The 25,064-nt window shown below is 68.7% G+C and carries 17 protein-coding genes; 14 read left to right on the top strand and 3 right to left on the bottom strand.

Features of this window, described 5'->3' with window-relative positions:
* Positions 1-339: 339 nt before the first annotated feature.
* The 8 genes from gltB to ACFV6H_RS13485 all read left to right on the top strand — a co-directional run bounded on the left by gltB (position 340) and on the right by ACFV6H_RS13485 (position 11,026).
* The gene (gene gltB / locus ACFV6H_RS13450) at positions 340-4,899 is read left to right on the top strand and encodes a glutamate synthase large subunit (RefSeq protein ID WP_385541272.1); all 4,560 of its coding nucleotides are present in this window, start codon (positions 340-342) and stop codon (positions 4,897-4,899) included.
* Positions 4,892-6,352, top strand: coding sequence for a glutamate synthase subunit beta (locus tag ACFV6H_RS13455; RefSeq protein ID WP_385541274.1), 1,461 nt, complete (start codon positions 4,892-4,894; stop codon positions 6,350-6,352). Before gltB ends, ACFV6H_RS13455 begins: the two co-directional genes overlap by 8 nt.
* Before the next feature lie 287 nt (positions 6,353-6,639).
* The gene (locus ACFV6H_RS13460; protein ID WP_385541276.1) at positions 6,640-7,365 is read left to right on the top strand and encodes a vWA domain-containing protein; all 726 of its coding nucleotides are present in this window, start codon (positions 6,640-6,642) and stop codon (positions 7,363-7,365) included.
* A 64-nt stretch (positions 7,366-7,429) separates the two neighbouring features.
* Complete coding sequence (locus ACFV6H_RS13465) at positions 7,430-7,933, top strand: pyridoxamine 5'-phosphate oxidase family protein (RefSeq protein WP_385541278.1); 504 nt, start codon at positions 7,430-7,432, stop codon at positions 7,931-7,933.
* A gap of 195 nt (positions 7,934-8,128) precedes the next feature.
* On the top strand, positions 8,129-8,332 hold the full coding sequence (locus ACFV6H_RS13470) for a cold-shock protein (RefSeq protein WP_015607926.1): 204 nt from the start codon (positions 8,129-8,131) through the stop codon (positions 8,330-8,332).
* Between the two features lie 91 nt (positions 8,333-8,423).
* Entirely contained in the window at positions 8,424-9,941 is a 1,518-nt protein-coding gene (locus tag ACFV6H_RS13475) for a DEAD/DEAH box helicase (protein WP_384979728.1), read from the top strand.
* Positions 9,942-10,219: 278 nt separating this feature from the next.
* The gene (locus ACFV6H_RS13480) at positions 10,220-10,609 is read left to right on the top strand and encodes a ribonuclease domain-containing protein (RefSeq protein WP_384979725.1); all 390 of its coding nucleotides are present in this window, start codon (positions 10,220-10,222) and stop codon (positions 10,607-10,609) included.
* A gap of 30 nt (positions 10,610-10,639) precedes the next feature.
* Positions 10,640-11,026 (top strand): barstar family protein, encoded by a 387-nt coding sequence (locus ACFV6H_RS13485; RefSeq protein ID WP_093598395.1) that lies wholly within the window; start codon positions 10,640-10,642, stop codon positions 11,024-11,026.
* Between the two features lie 109 nt (positions 11,027-11,135).
* Here the strand turns inward: ACFV6H_RS13485 and ACFV6H_RS13490 are convergent, their stop codons facing one another.
* Together ACFV6H_RS13490 and ACFV6H_RS13495 are read right to left on the bottom strand one after the other, a co-directional pair.
* Positions 11,136-12,635 carry an ankyrin repeat domain-containing protein gene (locus ACFV6H_RS13490; protein ID WP_385541281.1) on the bottom strand — a complete coding sequence of 500 codons (1,500 nt, stop codon included), beginning with the start codon at positions 12,633-12,635 and terminating at the stop codon, positions 11,136-11,138.
* A gap of 26 nt (positions 12,636-12,661) precedes the next feature.
* Entirely contained in the window at positions 12,662-13,654 is a 993-nt protein-coding gene (locus ACFV6H_RS13495; RefSeq protein ID WP_384979719.1) for a hypothetical protein, read from the bottom strand.
* Positions 13,655-14,146: 492 nt separating this feature from the next.
* Here ACFV6H_RS13495 and ACFV6H_RS13500 point away from each other — a divergent pair, with 492 nt between their 5' ends.
* From ACFV6H_RS13500 to ACFV6H_RS13525, 6 genes are all read left to right on the top strand, one after another.
* Positions 14,147-14,962, top strand: a complete 816-nt coding sequence (locus ACFV6H_RS13500) for a S1 family peptidase (RefSeq protein ID WP_385541283.1) — start codon at positions 14,147-14,149, stop codon at positions 14,960-14,962.
* 166 nt (positions 14,963-15,128) lie between these two features.
* Complete coding sequence (locus tag ACFV6H_RS13505; RefSeq protein WP_385541285.1) at positions 15,129-15,476, top strand: chorismate mutase; 348 nt, start codon at positions 15,129-15,131, stop codon at positions 15,474-15,476.
* Between the two features lie 182 nt (positions 15,477-15,658).
* Positions 15,659-18,217: an aminopeptidase N gene (pepN, locus tag ACFV6H_RS13510; protein WP_385541287.1), complete on the top strand. Its 2,559-nt coding sequence runs from the start codon at positions 15,659-15,661 to the stop codon at positions 18,215-18,217.
* Between the two features lie 350 nt (positions 18,218-18,567).
* On the top strand, positions 18,568-19,254 hold the full coding sequence (locus tag ACFV6H_RS13515) for a DUF3800 domain-containing protein (RefSeq protein ID WP_385541289.1): 687 nt from the start codon (positions 18,568-18,570) through the stop codon (positions 19,252-19,254).
* Between the two features lie 177 nt (positions 19,255-19,431).
* The gene (locus ACFV6H_RS13520) at positions 19,432-21,630 is read left to right on the top strand and encodes a hypothetical protein (RefSeq protein WP_385541290.1); all 2,199 of its coding nucleotides are present in this window, start codon (positions 19,432-19,434) and stop codon (positions 21,628-21,630) included.
* A gap of 142 nt (positions 21,631-21,772) precedes the next feature.
* Complete coding sequence (locus ACFV6H_RS13525; RefSeq protein WP_385541292.1) at positions 21,773-23,182, top strand: lysine N(6)-hydroxylase/L-ornithine N(5)-oxygenase family protein; 1,410 nt, start codon at positions 21,773-21,775, stop codon at positions 23,180-23,182.
* Positions 23,183-23,261: 79 nt separating this feature from the next.
* Here the strand turns inward: ACFV6H_RS13525 and ACFV6H_RS13530 are convergent, their stop codons facing one another.
* A complete protein-coding gene (locus ACFV6H_RS13530) occupies positions 23,262-25,055 on the bottom strand; it encodes a bifunctional metallophosphatase/5'-nucleotidase (protein ID WP_385541294.1) in 1,794 nt (597 codons plus the stop codon).
* Positions 25,056-25,064 lie beyond the last annotated feature (9 nt).

Below are 25,064 nucleotides of genomic sequence, written 5' to 3' on the forward strand. Positions count from 1 at the left end.
CTGTGACGTACGTCCCCGGGTGTCCGCGGCACGGGGCTGAGACACTATGCGAGGCGCCACATAGTGAGCCGTTACCCGGCGGTTTCAGGTCGTTAATGGCCGGGCATGAGCCGTAGGCGCCGCGGGCAATGAAGCCCTGCTCCGCCCCGCCGGGCGGGCGACGATCTGTCCGTCCGATCCCCATATCCACCGCCATGAGCGGTGTCCACATGTTGGAATGCGCTATCCGCTTCCCGAGAAGCTGCCCATCATGTAACCTGCACGAAATTTCTTGGAGGGCCAGCGTCGTCCCTCGGTAATCGCGAATGCCACGCCGAACACACGACGACGGGAGAGCCGATGCGTTCCGACGCCTGGTCGCCCATGGACGGTCGCCCTGCCCCTCAGGGCATGTACGACCCCCGTAACGAGCACGACGCCTGTGGTGTCGGGTTCGTGGCCACCCTCACCGGTGTAGCCAGCCACGCGCTGGTGGAGCAGGCGCTGACCGTACTGCGCAATCTTGAGCACCGCGGCGCCACCGGATCCGAGCCCGACTCCGGCGACGGCGCCGGAATCCTGCTCCAGGTGCCGGACGTCTTTCTGCGCGAGGTCGCCGGTTTCCCGCTGCCCGAGGCCGGCGCGTACGCCGTGGGCATCGCCTTCCTGCCCGCCGACGACTCCACCGAGGCCGTCTCACGGATCGAGACCATCGCCGCGGAGGAGGGCCTGACCGTCCTCGGCTGGCGTGCCGTACCCGTCGCGCCCGAGCTGCTCGGCGCCACCGCGCGCGCCACGATGCCGGCCTTCCGCCAGCTCTTCGTCGCGGACGGTACGAGCACGGGCATCGCCCTCGACCGCAAGGCGTTCCTGCTGCGCAAGCGCGCCGAGCGCGAGGCCGGGACCTACTTCCCTTCCCTCTCCGCCCGCACGCTCGTCTACAAGGGCATGCTCACCACCGGCCAGCTCGAACCGTTCTTCCCGGACCTCTCCGACCGCCGGCTCGCGACCGCGATCTCGCTGGTCCACTCGCGGTTCTCCACCAACACCTTCCCGAGCTGGCCGCTGGCCCACCCGTACCGCTTCGTCGCGCACAACGGCGAGATCAACACCGTCAAGGGCAATCGCAACTGGATGCGCGCCCGTGAGTCCCAGCTCGGCTCCGGCCTCTTCGGTCCCGGCGGGCTGGAGCGGATCTTCCCGGTCTGTACGCCGGACGCCTCCGACTCCGCGACCTTCGACGAGGTCCTCGAACTGCTCCACCTCGGCGGCCGGTCACTGCCGCACTCCGTGCTGATGATGGTCCCCGAGGCCTGGGAGAACCATGACTCCATGGATCCCGCCCGGCGCGCCTTCTACCAGTTCCATGCCACGATGATGGAGCCCTGGGACGGCCCGGCCTGTGTCACCTTCACCGACGGCACCCAGGTCGGCGCGGTCCTCGACCGCAACGGACTGCGTCCCGGCCGCTACTGGGTGACCGACGACGGCCTCGTCGTGCTCTCCTCCGAGGTCGGCGTCCTCGACATCGACCCGGCCAAGGTCGTCCGCAAGGGCCGGCTCCAGCCCGGCCGGATGTTCCTGGTCGACACCGCCGAGCACCGCATCATCGAGGACGACGAGATCAAGGCGGACCTCGCCGCCGAGAAGCCGTACCAGGACTGGCTGGAGACCGGCGAGATCGAGCTGTCGGACCTCCCCGAGCGCGAGCACATCGTGCACACCCATGCCTCGGTCACCCGCCGCCAGCAGACCTTCGGTTACACCGAGGAGGAGCTGCGCGTCCTGCTCGCGCCGATGGCACGGGCCGGCGCCGAGCCGATCGGCTCCATGGGCACCGACTCACCGATCGCCGCGCTCTCCGCCCGGCCCCGGCTGCTCTTCGACTACTTCACGCAGCTCTTCGCACAGGTCACCAACCCGCCGCTGGACGCCATCCGCGAGGAGCTGGTCACCTCGCTGCGCTCCACGCTCGGCCCGCAGGGCAATCTGCTGGAGCCGACCGCCGCGTCCTGCCGCAGTGTCACCCTGCCCTTTCCGGTGATCGACAACGACGAGCTGGCCAAGCTCGTCCACATAAACGCCGACGGCGACATGCCGGGCATGAAGGCCGCGACGCTCTCCGGTCTCTACCGGGTCAGCGGCGGCGGAGAGGCCCTCGCCGCGCGTATCGAGGAGATCTGCGGCGAGACCGACGCCGCCCTGGAGAGCGGCGCCCGGATCATCGTGCTCTCCGACCGGCACTCCGACGCCGAGCACGCCCCGATCCCTTCGCTGCTGCTCACCGCCGCCGTGCACCACCACCTCATCCGCACCAAGCGGCGCACCCAGGTCGGGCTGCTGGTCGAGGCCGGCGATGTCCGCGAGGTGCACCATGTCGCGCTGCTCATCGGATACGGAGCCGCCGCGGTCAATCCGTATCTCGCCATGGAGTCCGTCGAGGACCTGGTGCGCGCCGGTACGTTCATCGAGGGCTTGGCGCCCGAGCGGGCCATCCGCAATCTGATCTACGCCCTGGGCAAGGGCGTCCTCAAGGTGATGTCCAAGATGGGCATCTCGACGGTCGCCTCCTACCGAGGCGCGCAGGTCTTCGAGGCCGTCGGTCTCGACCAGGCCTTTGTCGACAAGTACTTCAACGGCACCGCCACCAAGATCGGCGGTGCCGGTCTCGATGTCGTCGCCGAGGAGGTCGCCGCCCGCCATGCCAGGGGCTATCCGGCCTCCGGGATCTCCGCCAGCCACCGCAAGCTGGAGATCGGCGGCGAGTACCAGTGGCGCCGCGAGGGCGAGCCGCATCTCTTCGACCCGGAGACCGTCTTCCGCCTCCAGCACGCCACGCGCTCACGCCGCTATGACATCTTCAAGAAGTACACCGATCGGGTGAACGAGCAGTCCGAGCGGCTGATGACACTGCGCGGTCTGTTCGGCTTCGCCTCCGACCGCGCGCCCGTCTCCGTCGACGAGGTCGAGCCGGTCTCCGAGATCGTCAAGCGCTTCTCCACCGGCGCCATGTCGTACGGCTCGATCTCCCGCGAGGCGCACGAGACGCTCGCCATCGCCATGAACCAGCTCGGCGGCAAGTCCAACACCGGCGAGGGCGGCGAGGACGCGGACCGGCTGTACGACCCGGCGCGCCGCTCCTCCATCAAGCAGGTCGCCTCCGGGCGCTTCGGTGTCACCAGCGAGTATCTGGTCAACGCCGACGACATCCAGATCAAGATGGCGCAGGGCGCCAAGCCCGGCGAGGGCGGCCAGCTTCCCGGCCACAAGGTCTACCCATGGGTCGCCAGGACCCGGCACTCCACTCCCGGAGTCGGGCTGATCTCGCCGCCGCCGCACCACGACATCTACTCCATCGAGGATCTCGCCCAGCTCATCCACGACCTCAAGAACGCCAACCCGCAGGCCCGTATCCATGTGAAGCTGGTCTCCGAGGTCGGTGTCGGCACGGTCGCCGCCGGTGTCTCCAAGGCCCACGCCGACGTCGTACTGATCTCCGGCCACGACGGCGGTACGGGCGCCTCGCCGCTCACCTCGCTCAAGCATGCGGGCGGCCCCTGGGAGCTGGGCCTCGCCGAGACCCAGCAGACGCTGCTGCTCAACGGTCTGCGCGACCGGATCGTCGTACAGACCGACGGACAGCTCAAGACCGGCCGCGATGTCGTTATCGCCGCGCTGCTCGGCGCCGAGGAGTTCGGCTTCGCCACCGCGCCGCTCGTCGTCTCCGGCTGCGTCATGATGCGCGTCTGCCATCTCGACACCTGCCCGGTCGGCATCGCCACCCAGAATCCGGTGCTGCGCGAGCGGTTCTCCGGCAAGGCCGAGTACATCGTCAACTTCTTCGAGTTCATCGCGCGGGAGGTCCGGGAGATCCTCGCCGAGCTGGGCTTCCGTACCCTTGAAGAGGCCGTCGGCCACGCCGAACTGCTCGACACCGAGCGCGCCGTGACCCACTGGAAGGCCCAGGGCCTCGACCTCAAGCCGCTCTTCCATGTGCCCGCGCTGCCCGGCAACGCCGTACGCCACCGCACGGTCGAGCAGGACCACGGACTGGCGAAGGCCCTCGACAACGAGCTGATCAAGCTCGCCGCCGACGCACTGAACGCCGACAGCGCCGAGGCCGCCCAGCCCGTACGCGCCCAGATCGGCATCCGGAACATCAACCGCACCGTGGGCACCATGCTGGGCCACCAGGTGACCAAGAAGTTCGGCGGCGCCGGCCTGCCGGACGACACCATCGACATCACCTTCACCGGCTCCGCGGGCCAGTCCTTCGGCGCGTTCCTGCCGCGCGGTGTCACGCTGCGGCTGGAGGGCGACGCCAACGACTATGTCGGCAAGGGCCTGTCCGGCGGCCGGATCGTCGTACGGCCCGACCGCGGCGCCGACCATCTCGCCGAGTACTCCACCATCGCGGGCAACACCATCGCCTACGGCGCCACCGGCGGCGAACTGTTCCTGCGCGGACGCACCGGCGAGCGCTTCTGCGTCCGCAACTCCGGCGCCACGGTCGTCTCCGAGGGCGTGGGGGACCACGGCTGCGAGTACATGACCGGCGGCCACGCCGTCGTCCTCGGCGAGACCGGACGCAACTTCGCGGCCGGCATGTCCGGCGGTATCGCCTACGTCGTCGACCTGGACCCGGACCATGTCAACGCCGGGAACCTCGCCGCCGTGGGCCCGCTCGACGACACCGACAAGCAGTGGCTGCACGATGTGGTGCGCCGCCACCAGGAGGAGACGGGCTCCACCGTCGCCGAGAAGCTGCTGGCCGAGTGGGACACCGCCGTGGACCGCTTCAGCAAGATCATCCCGACCACGTACAAGGCAGTGCTCGCCGCCAAGGACGCCGCCGAGCTGGCCGGTCTCTCGGAGACCGAGACCACCGAGAAGATGATGGAGGCGGCGACCAATGGCTGACCCGAAGGGCTTTCTCACCACCGGCCGCGAGGTCGCCGAAACCCGTCCCGCCGAGGAGCGCGTCAAGGACTGGAACGAGGTCTACGTACCCGGCTCGCTGCTCCCGATCATCAGCAAGCAGGCCGGCCGCTGCATGGACTGCGGCATCCCGTTCTGCCACAACGGCTGCCCGCTCGGAAATCTGATCCCCGAGTGGAACGACTACGCCTACCGCGAGGACTGGACGGCGGCGAGCGAGCGCCTGCACGCGACCAACAACTTCCCGGAGTTCACCGGGCGGCTCTGTCCCGCGCCCTGTGAGTCCGCGTGCGTGCTCGCCATCAACCAGCCGGCCGTGACCATCAAGAACGTCGAGGTCTCCATCATCGACAAGGCGTGGGACAGCGGCGATGTCACTCCGCAGCCGCCCGAGCGCCTCTCCGGCAAGACCGTCGCCGTCATCGGCTCAGGACCGGCCGGACTGGCCGCCGCCCAGCAGCTCACCCGCGCGGGCCACACCGTCGCCGTGTACGAGCGCGCCGACCGGATCGGCGGACTCCTGCGGTACGGCATCCCCGCGTTCAAGATGGAGAAGGTGCACATCAACCGGCGTATCGAGCAGATGCGCGCCGAGGGCACCAAGTTCCGCACCGAGATCGAGATCGGCCGGGACCTGGATGCGGCCAAGCTGCGCAAGCGGTACGACGCCGTGGTCATCGCCGCGGGCGCCACCGTCTCGCGCGATCTGCCCGTCCCGGGCCGTGAGCTCAAGGGCATCCATGCCGCGATGGAGTATCTGCCGCTCGCCAACAAGGTGCAGGAGGGCGATCTGACGGTCTCCCCGATCACCGCCGAGGGCAAGCACGTCGTGGTCATCGGCGGCGGCGACACCGGCGCGGACTGTGTCGGTACGGCCCACCGCCAGGGCGCCGCCTCCGTCACCCAGCTGGAGATCATGCCGAGGCCCGGTGACGAGCGCGCGCCGCACCAGCCGTGGCCGACGTTCCCGATGCTTTACAAGGTCACCTCCGCACACGAGGAGGGCGGCGAGCGCGTTTACTCCGTCTCCACCACCCACTTCGAGGGTGACGAGAACGGCAACGTCCAGTTCCTGCACCTGGTGGAGGTGGAGTTCAAGGACGGCAAGCCGGCGCAGAGGCCCGGCACCGAGCGGCGGATCCCGGCGCAGCTCGTCACGCTCGCGATGGGCTTCACCGGTACGGACCAGGCGAACGGCCTGGTCGAGCAGTTCGGTCTGGAGCTGGACGAGCGCGGCAACATCGCGCGGGACGCGGACTTCGCGACCAATGTTCCCGGCGTGTATGTCGCCGGTGACGCGGGCCGCGGGCAGTCGCTGATCGTGTGGGCGATCGCCGAGGGCCGCTCGGCGGCCCGCGGTGTGGACCGCTATCTCACCGGTGCCAGCGATCTGCCGGCGCCGATCCGCCCGACCGACCGGGCACTGACGGCCTGACACTCCGTCCGCCGACTCGGCCTTGGTCCACCTGATCCGCCAGTTCCGTCCCTCCCAGAAGACTCCCGTACAACGGCGTACGGGCGGTGCCGGCCCGGGGAGCGTCTCCCGGGCCGTCCCGCAAAACGCGGCGCCTGCCCCCTGTCCCCGACCGGACCGATGGCAGGCGCCGTGCCATGGCGGACCTGTCGGTACGGCCGGTCACGACGTACCGGTACGGCCGGTCGCCTCGCGCAGGCTCGACTAGGCTCGGCGGATCCGCGTACCGAGTGACCTGGGGGAACGCCGTGGGATCTGCCATCAGCCTGCGCAAGATCGAGGAGACGGCGCCCGCGCTCGTCAGCCTCTACAAGAGCGCCGGCGTCTCGCTGGTGAAGAACGGACTGGACGGACAGCGGGCGGCCGTCTACCTCGTCCTCGACTACTCGGGCTCGATGAGGGACTACTACAAGGACGGCAGCGTCCAGGCGCTCGCCGACCGGGTCCTCGGTCTCTCCGCCCATCTCGACGACGACGGCACCGTCCCCGTCGTCATCTTCTCCACGGACATCGACGCCGAGACGGACATCTCGCTGGCCGGACACCAGGGCCGGATCGACGCGATCGTCGCCGGACTTGGACATATGGGCAAGACCAGCTATCACCTGGCGATGGACGCGGTGATCGACCACTATTTGGACAGCGGGTCCACGGCGCCCGCGCTGGTGGTTTTCCAGACCGACGGCGGCCCGATCAGCAAGCCCGCGGCGGAGCGGTATCTCTGCAAGGCGGCGAGACTGCCGCTGTTCTGGCAGTTCATCGGCTTCGGCGATCCGGGCAGCAGACAGTTCGACTTCCTCCGCAAGCTGGACGAACTCGCCGTCCCGGCGAAACGGCCCGTCGACAACGCCGGTTTCTTCCACGCGGGCGAGGACCCGAGGAAGGTTACGGACGCGGAGCTGTACGACCGGCTGGTCGGCGAGTTCCCGGGCTGGCTGCGCCGGGCGCGCGAGCTGGGCATCGTCCGCCGATGAAAATTCGGGAAACCCGCGGTGAAACCTGACAGAAGGTGTCGGGTATGGACGATTGGCTGGGTCCATGACATTCACCTGGGCGGATTTCCGGTCCGCGGAACCGGACTTCGCCGACACCGTGCGGCAGCGATTCCAGATGTATCCCCACCATGTCCTCGCGACTCTCCGCAAGGACGGCTCGCCGCGTGTGTCGGGCCTCGAAGTTCCCTTTCTCTTCGGGGAGTTGTGGCTCGGCATGATGCCGAATTCCCTCAAGGCGCTCGATCTGCTGCGCGACCCCCGGCTCAATGTGCAGGCGAATCCCGGCTCCGGCAACGCGCTGGCCGACGGGGACGTCAGGATCGGCGGCCGGGCCCTGGCCGTCACCGACGAGAGCCTGCTCACGCGGGTCTCGGCCAAGGTCGGGGTGCCGCTCCCGTTCCATCTCTTCCGGGTGGAACTCTCCGAGGTCGTACGGACCGGGATGGACGGCGAGGACATGGTCGTACGGATCTGGCGCCCCGGGCAGCCGCTGCGCACCGTACGGCGGGGAGCCGGTGAAGGCCCGCCGAGGGAGGAGGACACCTGATCGCTGTCCGGTGCCGGGGCGTGCTAGGCTTACAGCGTTGCAGTTTTGGTACCCATGAACTTTATGTGCGCCTGACGGGAATGTTCCTCAGGCGCATTATTGTTTTTGCCGGCTTCTCCGGATGGGGCTCAATGCGGCGACGAGGAATTCGTAAAGTGCGGATTTCCGGCTCTGCACCTGTTTTAGGAGAATGACATGGCTACTGGCACCGTGAAGTGGTTCAACTCGGAAAAGGGCTTCGGCTTCATCGAGCAGGACGGCGGCGGCGCCGACGTCTTCGCCCACTACTCCAACATCGCCACCCAGGGCTTCCGTGAGCTCCAGGAGGGCCAGAAGGTCTCGTTCGACGTCACGCAGGGCCAGAAGGGCCCGCAGGCGGAGAACATCGTCCCGGCCTAATTCCCGGACGCGTACCTCGCAGCCGGGGCCCGCACCACGCAGGTGCGGGCCCCGGCTCGCGCTGTCCTCAGGCCCAGGAAGGCTTTTCCGAATGACTCGATCCGAGCGGCACGAGCGTGCTGCCCGCCCTGCCGGCAAGCGCCCGGTGAACTCCCGCGCCAAGGGACCCGCGAAAGGCACGGCCAAGGCACCCGCCCGGCGCGCCGCCGCCCGTCCGCAGGAATTCACGCTGCCGGAAACCATCACCCCCGCGCTGCCCGCCGTCGAGGCGTTCGACGAGCTGGACATGCCCGCGGGCCTGCTCAAGACTCTCACCGCGCAGGGAGTGACCCAGCCGTTCCCCATTCAGGGTGCGACGCTGCCGAACTCCCTCGCGGGACGCGACATCCTCGGCCGGGGGCGCACCGGCTCCGGCAAGACTCTCGCCTTCGGGCTGGCGCTCCTCGCCCGTACGGCGGGCCGGCGCGCCGAGCCGCGCGCGCCTCTCGCGCTGGTGCTCGTACCCACGCGTGAGCTGGCGCAGCAGGTGACCGACGCGCTGACCCCGTACGCCACCGCCGTCAATCTGAAGCTGACCACGGTCGTCGGCGGGCTCTCGATCGGCAAGCAGGCGGGCGCGCTGCGGCGCGGCGCGGAGGTGCTGGTCGCGACGCCGGGACGGCTCAAGGACCTCATCGAGCGCGGCGACTGCCGACTGGACCAGGTCGCGATCACCGTGCTCGACGAGGCCGACCAGATGGCCGACATGGGCTTTATGCCGCAGGTCACGGCGCTGCTCAAGCAGGTCGAGCCGAACGGGCAGCGGATGCTGTTCTCGGCGACGCTCGACCGCAACATCGACCGGCTCGTACGGCAGTATCTGACCGATCCCGTGGTCCACTCGGTCGACCCGTCCCAGGGCGCGGTCACCACGATGGAACACCATGTGCTCTATGTCCTGGACGAGACGGACAAGAAGGAGATCACGACGCGGATCGCCGCGCGTGACGGGCGGGTGCTGCTCTTCCTGGACACCAAGCGGTCGGTGGACCGGCTGGTCAAGCGGCTGCTGGCGAGCGGTGTACGGGCCTCGGGGCTGCACGGCGGCCGTTCGCAGCCGCAGCGCAACCGGACGCTCGAACAGTTCAAGAACGGCCTGGTCACCTGTCTCGTCGCGACGAATGTCGCGGCGCGCGGCATTCATGTGGACGATCTCGACCTCGTCGTCAACGTAGATCCGCCCGTCGACCACAAGGACTACCTCCACCGCGGCGGGCGCACCGCCAGGGCGGGGGAGTCCGGCAGTGTGGTGACGCTGGTGCTGCCCGAGCAGCGGCGGGAGATGACGCGGCTGATGTCCGACGCCGGGATCGCGCCGAGGTCGGCGCGGATCAAGTCGACGGACGAGGAGCTGACGCGGCTCACGGGTGCGCGGGAGCCTTCCGGGGTCGCCGTCACCATCGAGGTACCGCAGCCGGTCGTCCAGGCGAAGCAGAAGACGCGGACGTCGCGGCCGGGCGCGGGCAGCGGTGGCGGTACGGCCCGTATCGGCGGTGCCGCGCGCGGCAGCCGTGGCCGCCGGGGCCGCCCGGGCCGTGGCGCCGAAGGCGGCCGTCGCACAGCAGCCTGACCCGCACCACCCGTATCCGCCCGATGCCCGGCAGCGCTTCCCGCTGCCGGGCACGGTCATGACAGCGCCCGGCCTGCGGTCGGTCGGCGCCGGGCAGTGCGAAATGTGCCGCCGGGCAACGGCGTTGGGGCCTCCCGAGGGGCCGGTCCCGGTGGCGTGGGTGTGTTTGCCCGGGCGGTGTACGGCGGGCTACCGGGGCGGTTCGAGGGGTTAACTTCCCGGAAATTCCCGGGCCTTGGGATTGACGTGTACAGGTCTACGCGCGTCATCATGAAGCCATGCGAATTCCCCCACGTATGGCCACCCTCGGTGGTGTCGCCGCACTCGCGTCCGCGCTCCTCGTCGGCGGAGTCACCGCCACCGCCACCGCCGCCCCCTCGGCCGTCGGCAGCATCTGCTACTCCCGGCTGCCCTCCCAGGCCCACACCACCCTCCGTCTCATCGACGCCGGCGGGCCCTTCCCGTACCGGCAGGACGGCGCCGTCTTCCAGAACCGGGAAGGCATCCTGCCGAGCCAGTCGAACGGCTACTACCACGAGTACACCGTCGTCACGCCCGGCTCCTCGGACCGCGGCGCTCGCCGCATCGTGACCGGCAACAGGAACAACGAGGACTACTACACCTCCAACCACTACGCGTCGTTCTCCCTCGTCAACTACGGCTGCTGAGACGGCGGACCGGAAGGTAACCTCCGTCCCATGACGGTGACGTATGTGATCGACGGGGCGGAGGTCACCGACCTCGATCGCTTCTGGCAGGTGATCGGGGCCGCGGTGAACGGGCCCGGCGGATACTTCGGGCGCAATCTCGACGCGCTCGCGGACTGCCTGCGCGGTGGGTACGGAACGCCGGACGACGGCGACTTCGTCATCGAATGGCGCCGGCACGAACTCTCGCGCCGGGCACTCGGCCAGGAAGAGACCGCGCGTACGCTCCAGCGGCGGCTGGAGCGCGCGCACCCGGACAACAAGGCCGCCATCCAGGCGGAGTTGGACGACGTCCTGGCCGGCCGGGGCACCACCGTCTTCGACGAGCTGGTCCGGCTCATCGAGGAAGAGGCTCCCGGAGTACTGCGACTCGACTGAGCGCCGATCGACCGGACACCGGCCGACTGAGCACCAAGGACTGAGCACCAAGGACCGGCCTGGCGGCGTCGCGCCCGGCCGGTCCGCTCATGAACGGGACCGCGGAGCGTCAGCGGTGGCGAGGCAGCGTACGTTCCAGACGGCGGCGCTCCGGGCCCTCGCGTACGTACCGCACCGCGTCCACCGCCGTTTCCCGGGCATAGCCGTCCGGGTCCTCGTCGGTGAGGATACGGGCCAGCGCGTCGACCGCGCGCGGATCCTGACGTACCGCCAGACCTCTGGCCGCCCTCGCGGCCGTCTCGGCGTCCGGGTCGTTCAGCCGCGCCGCCAGCGCCTCACGGATCTCGCGCGTGTCCGCGTCCACATCCGCCAGGGCCAGCACCGCGCGGTCCCTGACCGACGCGTCCGCGTCCCGGCTCAGCAGGATCAGCGCCCAGACGCCGTCGCGGTGATCGCCCGGTACCAGCCCGGTCAGGGCCAGCGCGGTCCGCCGTCTGACGCCCGTGTCCGGATGGCCGGTGTGCCGCAGGATCTCCGGCAGCGACGCCGGATCGGCGTGCTGGCCCAGCCCCACCACCACCGCGCGCACCAGCTCCGGTTCCACGGCCTGCCGGGACAGCTCCCGCAGCAGCGGCACCGCGCGCTCGGTGAACGGGCTCGCGCCGTCCACCGCGCCCAGCCGCGCCAGTACGTCCGCGCCGAGGGCCTGCCGCAGCGGCTCCTCGCTCGCACACCAGGCCGCCGCCGCCTCGAACGTCTCCTCGTCGCCGCGCAGCCACAGCGCGGACACCGACTCGACCCAGTCGTCCCGGCCGGGATCACCACAGCTCAGGGCGCGCTCCGCCAGCTCCTCGTACGGTGTGACCAGACCCAGCTCCGCTTCGAGGATCGTCGCGACGGCCGCGTGCCCGGTCCGCTGCTCCTGCCCGGCCACCGGCGCGCCGTCCCTCAGCAGTTCGACGACCACGGTCACCGAGCCGTCCTCCTCGATCCGGCGCACCACCGTCTCGTATCCGTCGCCGTATGCGCGTGCCAGCCCGTCCCGCAGCTCCTGCTCCACATCGAGCGCCATCCAGCGCCGTGCCTCGGCGAGCGCCTCCGTGTGCGCGCTCGCGCCGTACCGCAGCAGGACCCGTACGGTCGACGGAGAGCCGTGGCGGGCGGCCAGCAGCAAGGGCGATTCATCTCCCGGGCCCGGCAGATCGGGATCGGCGCCGTACTCCAGCAGGGCTTCCACCGTGTCCGCGAAGCCCTGGCGGACCGCCCAGACGACCGCCGTGAGATCGAACGCCTCCCGGCTGTCGGGCCGGGCACCGGCGGTGAGCAGGGCCCGTACCACCTCGGTGTGCCCGCCGCACGCGGCTCCGCACAGCGGCAGGTCCCAGCCCTCCTGTCCGCTCGGCCGGTTCGGATCGGCGCCCGCCGTGAGCAGCAGCCGCACCGCGCCGGGCCGGTCGCTGACCGCCGCACGGTAGAGAATCGTTTCGCCGTCCTCGTCGGCGGCCTCGGCGGGCACGCCCGCTCTGAGCAGCCGTACGACGGTGTCGTCCGCACCGTCACCCACCGCCTCGAACAGGTCAGCGATGCCCGCCGTCGGCTCTTTCGTCATGCTTCGACTCTACGTTCCGCCCTCGGTCAGGTGTCGCAGTCCAGGACCGTACGGCACAGTCCGCACCGCGCCCGCACCCGGCCGCGGACCGGGACGCGGATGCGCTGAAGGCAGGTGGGACACGGGAACGAGACGCGCGGTCCGTCCGGCTGCCGTTCGAAGGCGTACGGCGCGGAGAGGTCTCCCGGCGGATCCGCGGCCGGCCCGCCCGGATGGCCTGCGGTGTGCCCGCCGCCCGCACGACCGCCCGTGTGACCGCCGCCTGTGTGCCCGCTGCCGGTCTGCCCGCCGCCCAGGTGATCGAGTGCGTAACGGCGGTCCTTCGCATACCGGTGGCGGCCCGTCCAGCCGGCGGTCGTCAGCGGCGGCTGCTGCTCGTCGCGCAGCGCCTGCGCCCTGCCCTTCGTGTACGAGGTGTATCCCTGCGGACTGGTGAACCAGATGCGGGGATCCTCGTCGAAGACCATCGCCCGCTTGGCGAGCACATAGCCGAACTCCTCCGGCGTGAGATAGCCGAGCTTCTGGCTGGAGTCGCGGTCCTCGCGGTAGGCGTCGAGCAGCAGCCAGCCCGCGCCCAGATAGGTGGTCGCCGTGTCGGTGAGGATCTCGTTGTCGTGGGTGCCGGGAAAGCCCAGCCCGAGCCGGTGCAGCAGGACATGGGTGATCTCGTGGGCGAGGGCGGCGCCGATGTCACGGCGGTGGGTCCGGAAGCGGTTGTTCAGCTCGATGAAGTACTCCGGGCCCGCGGCCAGCTCGACGCTCGCCGCCTGGTCCATCTCGCGGAAGCTCACGATCATGCGCGCGTCGGGCAGCCGGAGCTGCTGGACCAGGGCGTGCGCGACGCGCTGGGTGCCGAGATGGAGATCGTCCAGATCGGAGAAGGCGACATCGGCCGGAGCGACACTGGGCGCGTACGAGCGGATGCCCTCGGGCGAGAGCCGCCGGTAGAGCGCGGTGATCGCCGCCCGCACCGTGCCGAGATGCGGATACCCGTGCGCGACCTCGCCGCCGTTCGTCACGTCCGTAACCCCCTGCGAGGACGGTCAACCCGGTCAACCGGAATCCACTCTACGGGGCGGTCGCGACGATCCGTGGAGGCGGCTCGGGGCGGACTCGCAGCGGACCCGGGCGGACTCGGGTAGTGGCGTTCGCGGGTGGTACACGGAGTGCACACAGAGGCCACACGCGCGGTGTACGGGTGGCACACGGACCGCATTGTGGGCGCGACGCGGGCGGAGGATCCGGCACAAAGCCCGCCGTATCTCCCGCCGATGTCCGATGACCGGACGCCGACCGGCATATGCGCCTCCGTCCTGGCCGAAAACAGGTTCTTGTGGCGTGGCTGAACTCCTCCCCATAATCCGGATCACGCTTTCTTGTCGGGCCCATGTCAGGCCAACGCAACGCGCGTTGATCCGGCACCGGCGTGACAGCCGACCTCACGCACAGCCGACTCACGTACAGCCATCGAGCACCACGCCCACAACCAGCCCCCCACGAAAGGCAGCCCGATGAAGCTTCTGAGCGCCCTCAAGAGATCTGCCGCCGCCGGCGCGGTCATCCTCGCCGCCGCCAGCCTCAACCTGTCCACCGCGTCCGCCGCGCCCACGCCCGCGCCGGTCGCCAAGACCCAGGCCGCCGCGCCGGTCGCGCCGCCCGTCGTCGGCGGCACCCGCGCCGCGCAGGGCGAATTCCCCTTCATGGTCCGGCTCTCGATGGGCTGTGGTGGCGCGCTGTACTCGCCCACCGTCGTCCTGACCGCCGCCCACTGTGTGAGCGGATCCGGCAACAACACCAGCATCACCGCCACCGCCGGTGTCGTCGACCTCAACAGCACCAGCGCCATCAAGGTCCGGTCCACCAAGGTGTACCAGGCCCCCGGCTACAACGGTTACGGCAAGGACTGGGCGCTGATCAAGCTCGCGCAGCCCATCAACCTGCCGACGCTGAAGATCGCCACCACCACGCAGTACAACACCGGCACCTTCACCGTCGCCGGCTGGGGCGCGGCCACCGAGGGCGGCGGCCAGCAGCGCTACCTGCTCAAGGCGACCGTCCCGTTCGTCTCCGACGCGAGCTGCAACGCCTCGTACGGCGGCGACATCATAGCCAACGAGGAGATCTGCGCCGGCTACGCGCAGGGCGGCACGGACACCTGCCAGGGCGACTCGGGCGGCCCGATGTTCCGCCGGGACAGCGCCAACGCCTGGGTCCAGGTCGGCATCGTGAGCTGGGGCAACGGCTGCGCCCGGCCCAACTACCCCGGTGTCTACACCGAGGTCTCGACCTTCGCCTCCGCCATCGCCTCGGCCGCGTCGACTCTCTGATCTCCGACGATCTTCGACGTGAACCGGTAGGGCACTGAGGTAGAGCTCTGAGGAGGGCGGGTACGGGATGCGAGAGCGTCCCGTACCCGCCCTTGCGAAGCAGTGGGATCCCGCATCCTGATCACCGACCGGCCCGTACGGCCCGGCCCGTCTAAGCTGCCGGACCATGACCACGAGCGACCCCGGCACCGACGACTTCGTACGTGCCGAACTGAACCGCCTGCGCGAGAGCATCGACAACATCGACGCCGCTGTCGTCCATATGCTCGCCGAGCGCTTCAAATGCACCCAGCAGGTCGGCCTCCTCAAGGCCGCGCACCATCTCCCGCCGGCCGACCCGGCCCGTGAGGCCCGCCAGATCACCCGGCTGCGCCAGCTCGCGGAGAGCGCCCGGCTGGACCCGGCCTTCGCGGAGAAGCTCCTCACCTTCATCATCGCCGAGGTGATCCGCCACCACGAGACGATCGCGGGCGAGACACGGGACAGCGGCGCCGAGGCCACCGAGCACGCGTAGCTCACGCGTAGCCCGGGCACAGCTCACTCGGGCACAGCTCACGCGTAACTCCGGTCGCGCATGGCTCACGCGGAGCTCCGGAGCTCCGGAGCACCAGTCACCAAGGGGGCGCGCGGCGCGTGCGCTGAGAGCGGAAAGATCCCTACTGTGCGGCCCGCGCGCCATCGGGCAGCATGTCCCCCATGTCCGTACTGACGCGCGACGAAGCGCAGATCCGAGCCCAGCTCCTCGATGTCCACCGGTACACGATCGCCCTCGATCTGACCACCGGCGAGGACACCTTCGACTCCCGTACCGTCATCCAGTTCACCACACGGGCCGCCGGAGACACCTTCGTCGAACTCAAGCCCGCCGCGCTGCGCTCCGTCACCCTCGACGGACGGACACTCGACCCGGCCGGTCTCAGCGGCAACCGGCTCGCGCTCACCGCACTCGACGCGGGCGAGCACGAGCTGCGTATCGAGGCCGACATGCGGTACTCCCGTACCGGTGAGGGCATGCACCGCTTCACCGACCCGACCGACGGCGAGACCTACGTCTACACCCAGCTCTTCCTGGAAGACGTCCAGCGCGTCTTCGCCGCCTTCGACCAGCCCGACCTGAAGGCCGTCTTCGAGCTGAGCGTCACCGCGCCCGACGGCTGGACCGTCCTCGGCAACGGAATCGCCCGGCCGACCGACGGGCCCACCGCCGAACCTCAGCAGGCCGCCGAGCCTCAGCAGGCCGGTGGATCCGGGAAGAGCCGCGGACGGCACTGGACCATCGCGCCGACGCCTCTCATCTCCACCTACCTCGTCGCCGTCGCCGCCGGCCCCTGGCACTCCGTACGCACCGAACACGCCGGACTGCCCTTCGGCATCCACTGCCGGCGCTCCCTCGCGCCGTATCTCGACGCCGACGCCGACGAGATCCTCGGCATCACCCGCGCCTGCTACGACCGCTACCACGAGAAGTTCCAGGAGCCGTATCCCTTCGACTCCTACGACCAGGCCTTCGTCCCCGAGTTCAACTCGGGCGCCATGGAGAACCCCGGCCTCGTCACCTTCCGCGACGAATTCGTCTACCGCTCCGCCGTCACCGACACCGAGCGGCAGACCCGCGCCATGGTCATCTCCCACGAGATGGCCCATATGTGGTTCGGCGACCTCGTCACCCTCACCTGGTGGGACGACATCTGGCTCAACGAGTCCTTCGCCGAGTACATGGGCTACCAGACGCTCACCGAAGCCACCCGCTTCACCGACACCTGGGTCGACTTCGGCATCGGCCGGAAGGCCTGGGGATACGACGCCGACCAGCGGCCCTCCACCCATCCCGTCGCGCCCGACCCGGCCGCCGTCCCCGACACCGCCTCCGCGATGCTCAACTTCGACGGCATCTCCTACGCCAAGGGCGCCTCCGCGCTGCGCCAGCTCGTCGCCTGGCTCGGCGAGAAGGACTTCCTAGCCGGCATCAACATCCACTTCGCCCGGCACAAGTTCGCCAACGCCACCCTCGCCGACTTCATCGACTCCCTCGCCCAGGCCACCGACCGCGACGTACACGCCTGGGCCGCCCAATGGCTGCGCACCACCGGCGTCGACACCCTCACACCCGTCGTCGGCGGCACCGAGACCGGCTGGACCCTCGATGTCGTACGCGACGGCAGCCGCCCGCACCGCATCACCGTCGGCACCTACGACCTCGACGTCGCCGACCAGGACCGGCTCGTCGTACGCGACCTCATCGAACTCGACCTGCCGCTGACCGAGGCGCCCACCGCCCGTCCCGGCCGCCGCCCGGCCCTCGTCGTCCTCAACGACGGCGACCTCACCTACGCCAAGGTCCGCCTAGACGCCGCGTCCTGGGACACCGCGCTGCGCGCCCTCTCCGGCATCCCCGACCCGCTCACCCGCGCCGTCATCTGGAACGCCGCACGTGACATGGTCCGCGACGGCGAACTCGCGCCCGCCGCCTACCTCGACGCCGCCCGCGCCCACCTCCCGTACGAGACCGACCTGGCCCTCGTCGAAGGCGTCCTCGCCTTCGCCGCCGACCAGATCACCGACCGCTACCTCGGCGCCGACGACCGGCCCGCCGCACTCGCCACCCTCACCGCGCTCTGCCGCGACCTCATCCGCCGCACCGAGGACGGCAACCACCCAGGGCTGCGCCTCATCGCCGTACGCCACCGCATCGACGCCGCCACCCAGCCCGACACCATCCAGGACTGGCTCGGCTCCGACAGCGTCCCCGGCGGACCCGAACTCGACCCGGAACTGCGCTGGCGCATCCTCACCCGGCTCGCCGTCCTCGGCGCCGTCGACACCGCCGCCATCGACGCCGAACTCGCCCGCGACCCCAGCGCCACCGGCCAGGAAGGCGCCGCCCGCTGCCGCGCCGCACTGCCCGACCCTGCCTCCAAAGCCGACGCCTGGAGGCGGCTCTTCGGCTCCGACGACCTCTCCAACTACCTGTTCACCGCCACCGCCAAGGGCTTCTGGCAGCCCGAACAGGCCGAACTCGTCCAGGAGTACGTGCCCCGCTACTACCCCGAAGCCGTCGCCCTCGCCGCCCGCCGCGGCCCCGCCATCGCCGAAGCCGCCGGCCGCTACGCCTTCCCCGTCCACGCCGTCGACGACGAATCACTGCGCCTCGCCCAGGACTGCCTGGACAGCACGGACATGATCCCGGCCCTCCGCCGCAAACTCGCCGACCAACTGGACGACCTGCACCGCGCGCTGAAGGTCCGCAGCAGGTAAGCGGCAGCCACCGCCCCATGGGGCTTACGTTCCCTGTGGGGCAGAGCTGGCCTGGATAAACCAAAGTTGACGGCCCAAAAGATATGGGTCTAACCTCGAAGCGTTACGAGCCCTTCGGTGGAGCGCAACCAGGAGTCCAGCATCAGGCCGGATTCCCTACCCGGAGCCTTGAACTGGCGACTCGGAAGTGAATCCCACTTCAGAGAGTCGGACGAGTGAGAGCCCGGTCAGCGTTTCACGGATTGACGCAGCGCGTATCGCACGAATCCGTGTGCTCATGGACGCCTTTCGGTGTTGAGCAGTCAGTTCGCAGCGGTGCAGCCGCATGACGTTCTGACGACTGTTCGGATTTGAGCGAAGAAGTGGGTCCAGCCATCGACACATATCCGCCCGTCGATCGTGTTTACTACATCGACGACTCCGGGATTCCGAAGACAGGTCTCGCCCTGTACAGCGCTCTGGGCGTTTCCGCCGTGAACGCCGGGGATGTTCTGCGTGCCTGGCGGGAGCTGCGTCGCAGCTGGTACGTCACACACGCCGTGCCTGCGGATTTCGAACTGCATGCCAGTGCCTTCCTGGCCGGCCGGGGCCGCCCTGGCGGCCGGAACCCGCTCAAGATCGAGCGCTACCGTATGGCGCAGAACGCCCTGGAAGTGATCGGCGCCCAGTCGGACCTCACCGTCACCACCGTCTATGCCGTGCACACGGCACACTGGCGAGAAGCGAAGAGGGCCGCCTATACGGGATTGATCCGTCGGCTCGACCGGCAGCTCGACGAGGCGGGTGAGTACGCCGCACTCATCGTCGACGGAGACGGTTCCGAGGAACTGTACGAGGACGTCCACCGGCAGATCCGCCCCGCTCGTATCAAGGCGCCGGCAGCTGAGGTCCCCGCACACACATCGGAGTGGCTCCAGATGGCTGACCTGGTCGCCTACAGCGCGTGCCAGGTCATTGCCCAGCTCGAATCGAGGGCCTTCATGTGGGGCTGGTACACCAGGTATCTGCCGAAGGCCCGGGCCCCTGAACGCTACTGACCAGCGGCGTACACATGACGAAACCCCGGCCAGGGGCCGGGGTTCGTGAAAGCAGACCTGGCACGCGCAGCCGCGCGGCCCGGACTACGAGACCCAGTGTAGCGACAGGTCAGGCATAAGGCCAGCGTTGCAAGCCCACGTTGGAAACTTAGTCAATCGCTCAATGAAAGGGAGAGCATGAGCATTCCCCATGGATTTCGGGAGCCGACCGCACTTCAGGAAGAGACGGTGCCGACGGAGAACGGACCTGAGACCATCTCCTTCTACCTCGCAGGCGAGGAATTCACTGTCTCGGGGTTTGAACGCACGCTTCCAGGTCTCTCCTCAGTGAGTGAACGCGCCCATCTGGTGAAGGCAGGTCTCGTATCTGAGGCCACCTCATTGGACGAGGACGGATGGCACGCGGTGGCACGGGCGATAGTGGCGCCCGAGGCGGCAGCGGCCCAGCTTCGCTCGGAGAAAGGCCGGCCGCCTGCCCTCATCGAAGAACACGTGGAGGGCGCGACCCTCCGCTCGATCCACGCACGTGTCTGGCTCAGTGAACTCTTTCCCGGGCACCAGCCACGCACCAGCCAGGAATCCCTTCCCGTCACGGATCCCGAAGTCCACGGAGATATCGACGATCAGGGAAGGCCATACGCCCGGGTCGTTTATCGCTACCGGGACTTCGCCCATCTCCGTGACTACCTCAAGCAGACAATCGAAGCCACTCGGCGCGCCAACCCGGAGCCCTACGACCGGTCCATCCTCGCCCGTCGCATCACGCGTGCCGTTATCGCCCACCCCTGCCGACTCGAATTCTCGGACGGCACCGAACCACTCGATGTACTTGCCGTGCGTGACGGCATCACCCGGCTGACCAGCGCCTGGGCAGTACTCACCAACCAAGAGTCACCGTTCGCGGAAGACATCGCCGAAACAGCTGTAGAGGTCTTGCTCGCAGAGAAGGTCCAGCGGCGCGGCTCCGTCAAGAAGCCACTCAGTCAGCTCATGGCCATCGGCCGCCAGGAGGTGCTTGCCCAGCTGCACGAAGAATTCCTCAAAGGTGTGGCCGAGGCTCAGCCCGCCGATCGGTCGGTACGCCTGGGACAGACCCTGATCGTCCCCGCCCAGATCACGGTTGGAATTCATCGGCACGACTCTGCAGAGCTCTCCCCACGTGAGGTGTTCGACGACGCAGTACGTTCCATCCTCGCCTCCGTCCATGTGGAATTTCGTGCCTGGGAACCAGCCGCACAGAATGTTGAAGTCGGTGCACGCGCAATCAGTCGTGTGCGACTTCCCGGATTGCCCGAGAATAATCTCCTCGAAGGCATCATCGGTCTCGCACTCGGACGCCGAAAGCCCGAAGAAGTGCCGGAGATCTTTGGAGACGGGATTCCTGGAACTCCGCTGTGGCGGGCCATTTATCTCATCCATTTCCTCACTCGCTCAGATATCTTCGAGCAGGTCAAGCGATACGCCAAAGACATCAAGGGCGTCAGCCGTATGACGACCGCCGGCTACGCGGAGATTCTCGGGCCGATTATCGACCTTCCCTGGCGAGGTGCCAAAGCTGCGTCACTCAAGCAGGCCCGCAACGCGTGGATCAACGGTGGAGTCCTCACCAAAGGCGTCATGGCCGACTGGAGCCCAGTCGCCTGCACCGACTTCACATCGCTCGTCGGACCGGCTCTGAACGGGAACAACGACTCCCGCCAGACCCTCGCGGTCGCCGGCGGGACAGCACTCATCGCAGACAAACTGGTGACACGCAATGTCGGTTCCGCCGTAGGCAGGACAGTGCCGTTCCGTGCCAATGTGAACCAGGTCATCGCGGGACTGGCGGAATCAGAGGAAGGACTCTGGCTTCTCGCCTTTGCCGCCCAGGCCTTCGATGCCACACGCGAATGTCTGAACTCCGCCACCAAAGGTCAGTTGGCAGGGCGCAACACCTCGCGCATGTACACGATCCCCGCCGTCGACCTCGCCGCGGCCGACAAAGTGCGCAGGGATGGCGGAGGCGTCGCTGTCGAACCGCTCGATCCATGGCAGGCCGTCGCGGTATCCGACCCCGATCGGGCACGTGAAGCCGATCTCAAGAACAGCCAGCAGATCAGCCAGAGCACAGAAGTACTGTCACTCGGCGACCGCTTCGCCAACGAACGCCGCGCTCTGCGCCGTGCTGTGGACGAGGCCAGACAGGCAGTGGAGCGCCTCCTCAGCCTCGCGGACACACCGGAAGCACGGGCCACCACACTGCACCCCTTCGGATCCAACGAGGAACTGGCCAAGCTCATCAAGAACGTACAAGAGCTCGGTGGAGAGATCATCGTTCATCGGCGGGCTCCGGATCCGGCCCCGGAAGAAGAGACGGAGGACGAGTTCGGCATCTGACGGGAGCAGCGCGGCACCGGCATTATCCAGCCGTCCTTCGGCGACGGCGATACCCCGCGCGGGACCGGCTCGTTGTGCTTCGTGGACACCGCCACCGGCCCCGGACACCCGGGTGCCCGAACCGTGGAAGGCAGCCCCGCCGATGACCGCGCACCCCGCCCGCCTCGACCACCCCCACGACCTCGTGGGCATCGGCATCGGGCCGTTCAACCTCTCCCTCGCCGCCCTCGCCGACGGTGTGCACGGAGGCCTCGACACCGCCTTCTACGACCAGAGCACCGCCTTCCGCTGGCATCCCGGACTGCTCATCGAGGACGCCACACTGCAAGTGCCCTTCCTCGCCGACCTGGTCACCCTCGCCGATCCCGCCAGCCGCTGGACCTTCCTCAGCTACCTCAAGGCCCGCGACCGGCTCTTCCCGTTCTACCTCGCCGAACGCTTCCACATCCTGCGCGCCGAATACGACGCGTACTGCCGCTGGGTCAGCGGCCAGCTCCCCGGACTCCACTTCGGCCACCAGGTCGACGCCGTCCGCTGGAACCCCGAACGCGCCCTGTTCGAGATCGACTTCACCCAGCTCGACCACGACGGCGAAGCCCAGGCACTCGGCCGCGCCCACGCCCGCCATGTCGCCGTCGCCATCGGCACCGAGCCGTACATCCCCGAACCGCTCAGACCGCTCGCCGAAGCACCCACGGTCCCCGTCATCCACTCCGCCGACTATCTCTGCCACCGCGACCGGCTGCTCTCCGCCGGACACATCACCGTCGTCGGATCAGGACAGTCCGGCGCGGAGATCTTCCTCGACCTGCTGCGCTCCCGCCCCACCGGCCTGGAACGGATCCACTGGCTCGCCCGCACGGAAGCCTTCGCGCCCATGGAGTACTCCAAGCTCGGCCTGGAACACTTCACACCCGACTACACCCGCTACTTCCACGCCCTGCCCGAACACGTACGCGACGAACTCGTCCCACGGCAGTGGCAGCTCCACAAAGGCATCGACACCGACACCATCGCCGCCATCCACGACGAGCTCTACCGGCGCACCCTCCACGGCGGCTGGCCCGACGCCGTCCTCACACCCGGAGTCTCCGTCCGCACCGCCGGACGCGTCGCCACCACCAAGGTCGAACTCCATCTGGAACACGCCCAGCAGGGCACCAGAAGCCGTATCACCACCGACGCCGTCGTCCTCGCCACCGGCTACCGCGAACGCCCGCTCGACGGGCTCCTCGCCGGACTCGACCCGTATCTGCGCAGGGACGACTCGGAACGCCTCCGGATCGACGAGCACCACCGCATCGCGCTCGCGCCCGCCGTCACCGGCTCCGTCTACGTACAGAACGCCGAACGGCACACCCATGGAGTCGGCGCGCCCGACCTCGGGCTCGCCGCATGGCGCAGCGCCACCATCCTCAACCACCTCACCGGCACCGAGCCCTATCCGCTGCCCAGGCGCACCGCGTTCACCAGCTTCGGACTCGACGGACGGGACCGGACCCGCCCGGTGCCCGCACCGAGGGATCTGGTCCCGCTCACCGAAGTCCGCTGACACGCGGGGCCCGCGTCGGGCGCGAGGCCTGTGCCGGCCCGTGCCGGCCGTACGGCTCGTACAGGTCAGCTCATACAGGTCAGAAGACCGGCACGCCGTCCCGCGTCAGCTTCCAGTCCACCGAGGCGAACTGCGCCGGGTCGATCGTGCCCGCCGCCTTCACCCAGGTGATGATCGTGTTACGGATCTCGTCCGAGTTCGACCAGAGCTGCTGAGCCGTCGCCACATGCGGGAAGTTGCCGCCACCGCTCGCCCGGTAGTTGTTCACCGCGAACACGAACTTCGCCGCCGGGTCCAGCGGAGCGCCCTCGAACTGGAGATTGACGATCCGCGAGCCCACCGGCTTCGCGATGTCGATGTCGTACGTCAGACCCGATACCACGTCATAGTTGTAGTCCGGCGTGCCCTGCGCGTTCGTCAGCCTCGAGGTGTCCACAGGACCGCCCGCCGGCGTCTGCACGTAGTACCTCGCCGAGAACTCCAGATACTCCTTGATCTGCGCGCCCGTCAGCAGCCGCGCCTCCATCGTGTTCTCGAACGGGTACAGACCCGCCGCGTCCTTGATGGTCACCTGACCCGCCGGGATCGCCGCCGTACGCGAGAAGCACGACGCCTGCGACAGCACCGGCAGCGCCGCCCACTGGGTGCCCGCCAGAGCCGCCTTCACCGTCTCCGACTGGACATGGTTGATCAGATCGATGATCGGCTCGTCCTTCCACGGCGCGTCGACCGTGGTGATCGTCGCCGTCGACGTACCGATGACCTGATTGACGTACTCAATGGCCTTGCGGTGCTCATCGATGAGCAGGTTGGCGATCTTCGGGTCCTCCTCCACAAGATTGGAGTTCAGGACCTTCGCGGAGACCCTCTCGACCCTCCAGGAGCCCCGCTCCTCCACCAGGTCGAAGTCGAACGTCGTCAGCCGCATACCCCAGCGGGACGGCTCCGACAGCACAACCTCCTTGCCGGTCTCCTTGTTGACCACCCGGCGCTCCGCGATCTCCGAGTGCGCGTGGCCCACCAGAATCGCGTCGATACCCGGCACCTGCTGGGCCACCAGCGTCGCCGCGTTCTCCACATACGGCACCTGGTCGCCGTACGACGACGTACCGCTCGTACCCGAGTGCGCCGACACGATGACCACATCTGCGCCCATCGAACGCAGCTTCGGCACCCACTTCGCCGCCTGCTCCTCCAGGCCCGGGAACGTCATCTGCCCCTGGACATTCGCCTTGTCCCAGATCGCGATACCCGGGTTCGTCAGACCGAGGATCGCCACCCGCACATCCTGGGCGTGCGTCACACGCATCTTCTTGATCACATACGGAGGGAAGGCCGGCTGGAGCGTCTTCGCGTCCAGCGCGTTCGCACCCAGCAGCGGGAAGTCACACTGCTTCTCGAACTTCCGCAGCAGCGGAATACCGTAGTTGAACTCGTGGTTGCCCAGCGCCGCCGCGTCGTACTCCATCGCGTTCATGGCCTGCGCCATCGGGTGCACCGGACCGCGCTTGGCGGTGATCGGGTCGACCTTCGCGTAGTAGTACGAGAGCTGGGTGCCCTGAATGGTGTCACCCGCGTCGATCAGCAGCGTGTTCCGACGGCCCTTCGCCTCACGGATCTGGTTGACCAGCGTGGAGATCTTCGCAAGACCGATGTCGTTGTGGGCGGAGTCGTCGTACTCCTTGTCCGTGAAGTAGTCCCAGTTGAAGACATTGCCGTGCAGGTCCGTCGTCCCCATCACGGTGAACGAGTACCGCTCCGGATCCCGGTCGCGGCTGTCGGCCACGGCCGGCACCGTCGCCCCTCCCGCCAGGGCCACACCCGCACCGGCGGCAGCGGTGCTGCCCAGGAACGTCCTACGGTTCAGCGGCATTTCGTTCTC

It is taken from the genome of Streptomyces sp. NPDC059743 (assembly GCF_042732975.1).
Lineage (GTDB): Bacteria > Actinomycetota > Actinomycetes > Streptomycetales > Streptomycetaceae > Streptomyces.

What these genes read in the sequence shown, in the direction of transcription:
- pepN (WP_385541287.1), top strand. Translation starts at nt 15,659, where the DNA reads ATGTCCGTACTGACGCGCGACGAAGCGCAGATCCGAGCCCAGCTCCTC.
- ACFV6H_RS13490 (WP_385541281.1), bottom strand. Translation starts at nt 12,635, where the DNA reads ATGACGAAAGAGCCGACGGCGGGCATCGCTGACCTGTTCGAGGCGGTG.
- ACFV6H_RS13530 (WP_385541294.1), bottom strand. Translation starts at nt 25,055, where the DNA reads ATGCCGCTGAACCGTAGGACGTTCCTGGGCAGCACCGCTGCCGCCGGT.
- ACFV6H_RS13525 (WP_385541292.1), top strand. Translation starts at nt 21,773, where the DNA reads ATGACCGCGCACCCCGCCCGCCTCGACCACCCCCACGACCTCGTGGGC.
- ACFV6H_RS13520 (WP_385541290.1), top strand. Translation starts at nt 19,432, where the DNA reads ATGAGCATTCCCCATGGATTTCGGGAGCCGACCGCACTTCAGGAAGAG.
- ACFV6H_RS13480 (WP_384979725.1), top strand. Translation starts at nt 10,220, where the DNA reads ATGCGAATTCCCCCACGTATGGCCACCCTCGGTGGTGTCGCCGCACTC.
- gltB (WP_385541272.1), top strand. Translation starts at nt 340, where the DNA reads ATGCGTTCCGACGCCTGGTCGCCCATGGACGGTCGCCCTGCCCCTCAG.
- ACFV6H_RS13500 (WP_385541283.1), top strand. Translation starts at nt 14,147, where the DNA reads ATGAAGCTTCTGAGCGCCCTCAAGAGATCTGCCGCCGCCGGCGCGGTC.
- ACFV6H_RS13465 (WP_385541278.1), top strand. Translation starts at nt 7,430, where the DNA reads ATGACATTCACCTGGGCGGATTTCCGGTCCGCGGAACCGGACTTCGCC.
- ACFV6H_RS13475 (WP_384979728.1), top strand. Translation starts at nt 8,424, where the DNA reads ATGACTCGATCCGAGCGGCACGAGCGTGCTGCCCGCCCTGCCGGCAAG.
- ACFV6H_RS13485 (WP_093598395.1), top strand. Translation starts at nt 10,640, where the DNA reads ATGACGGTGACGTATGTGATCGACGGGGCGGAGGTCACCGACCTCGAT.
- ACFV6H_RS13455 (WP_385541274.1), top strand. Translation starts at nt 4,892, where the DNA reads ATGGCTGACCCGAAGGGCTTTCTCACCACCGGCCGCGAGGTCGCCGAA.
- ACFV6H_RS13505 (WP_385541285.1), top strand. Translation starts at nt 15,129, where the DNA reads ATGACCACGAGCGACCCCGGCACCGACGACTTCGTACGTGCCGAACTG.
- ACFV6H_RS13470 (WP_015607926.1), top strand. Translation starts at nt 8,129, where the DNA reads ATGGCTACTGGCACCGTGAAGTGGTTCAACTCGGAAAAGGGCTTCGGC.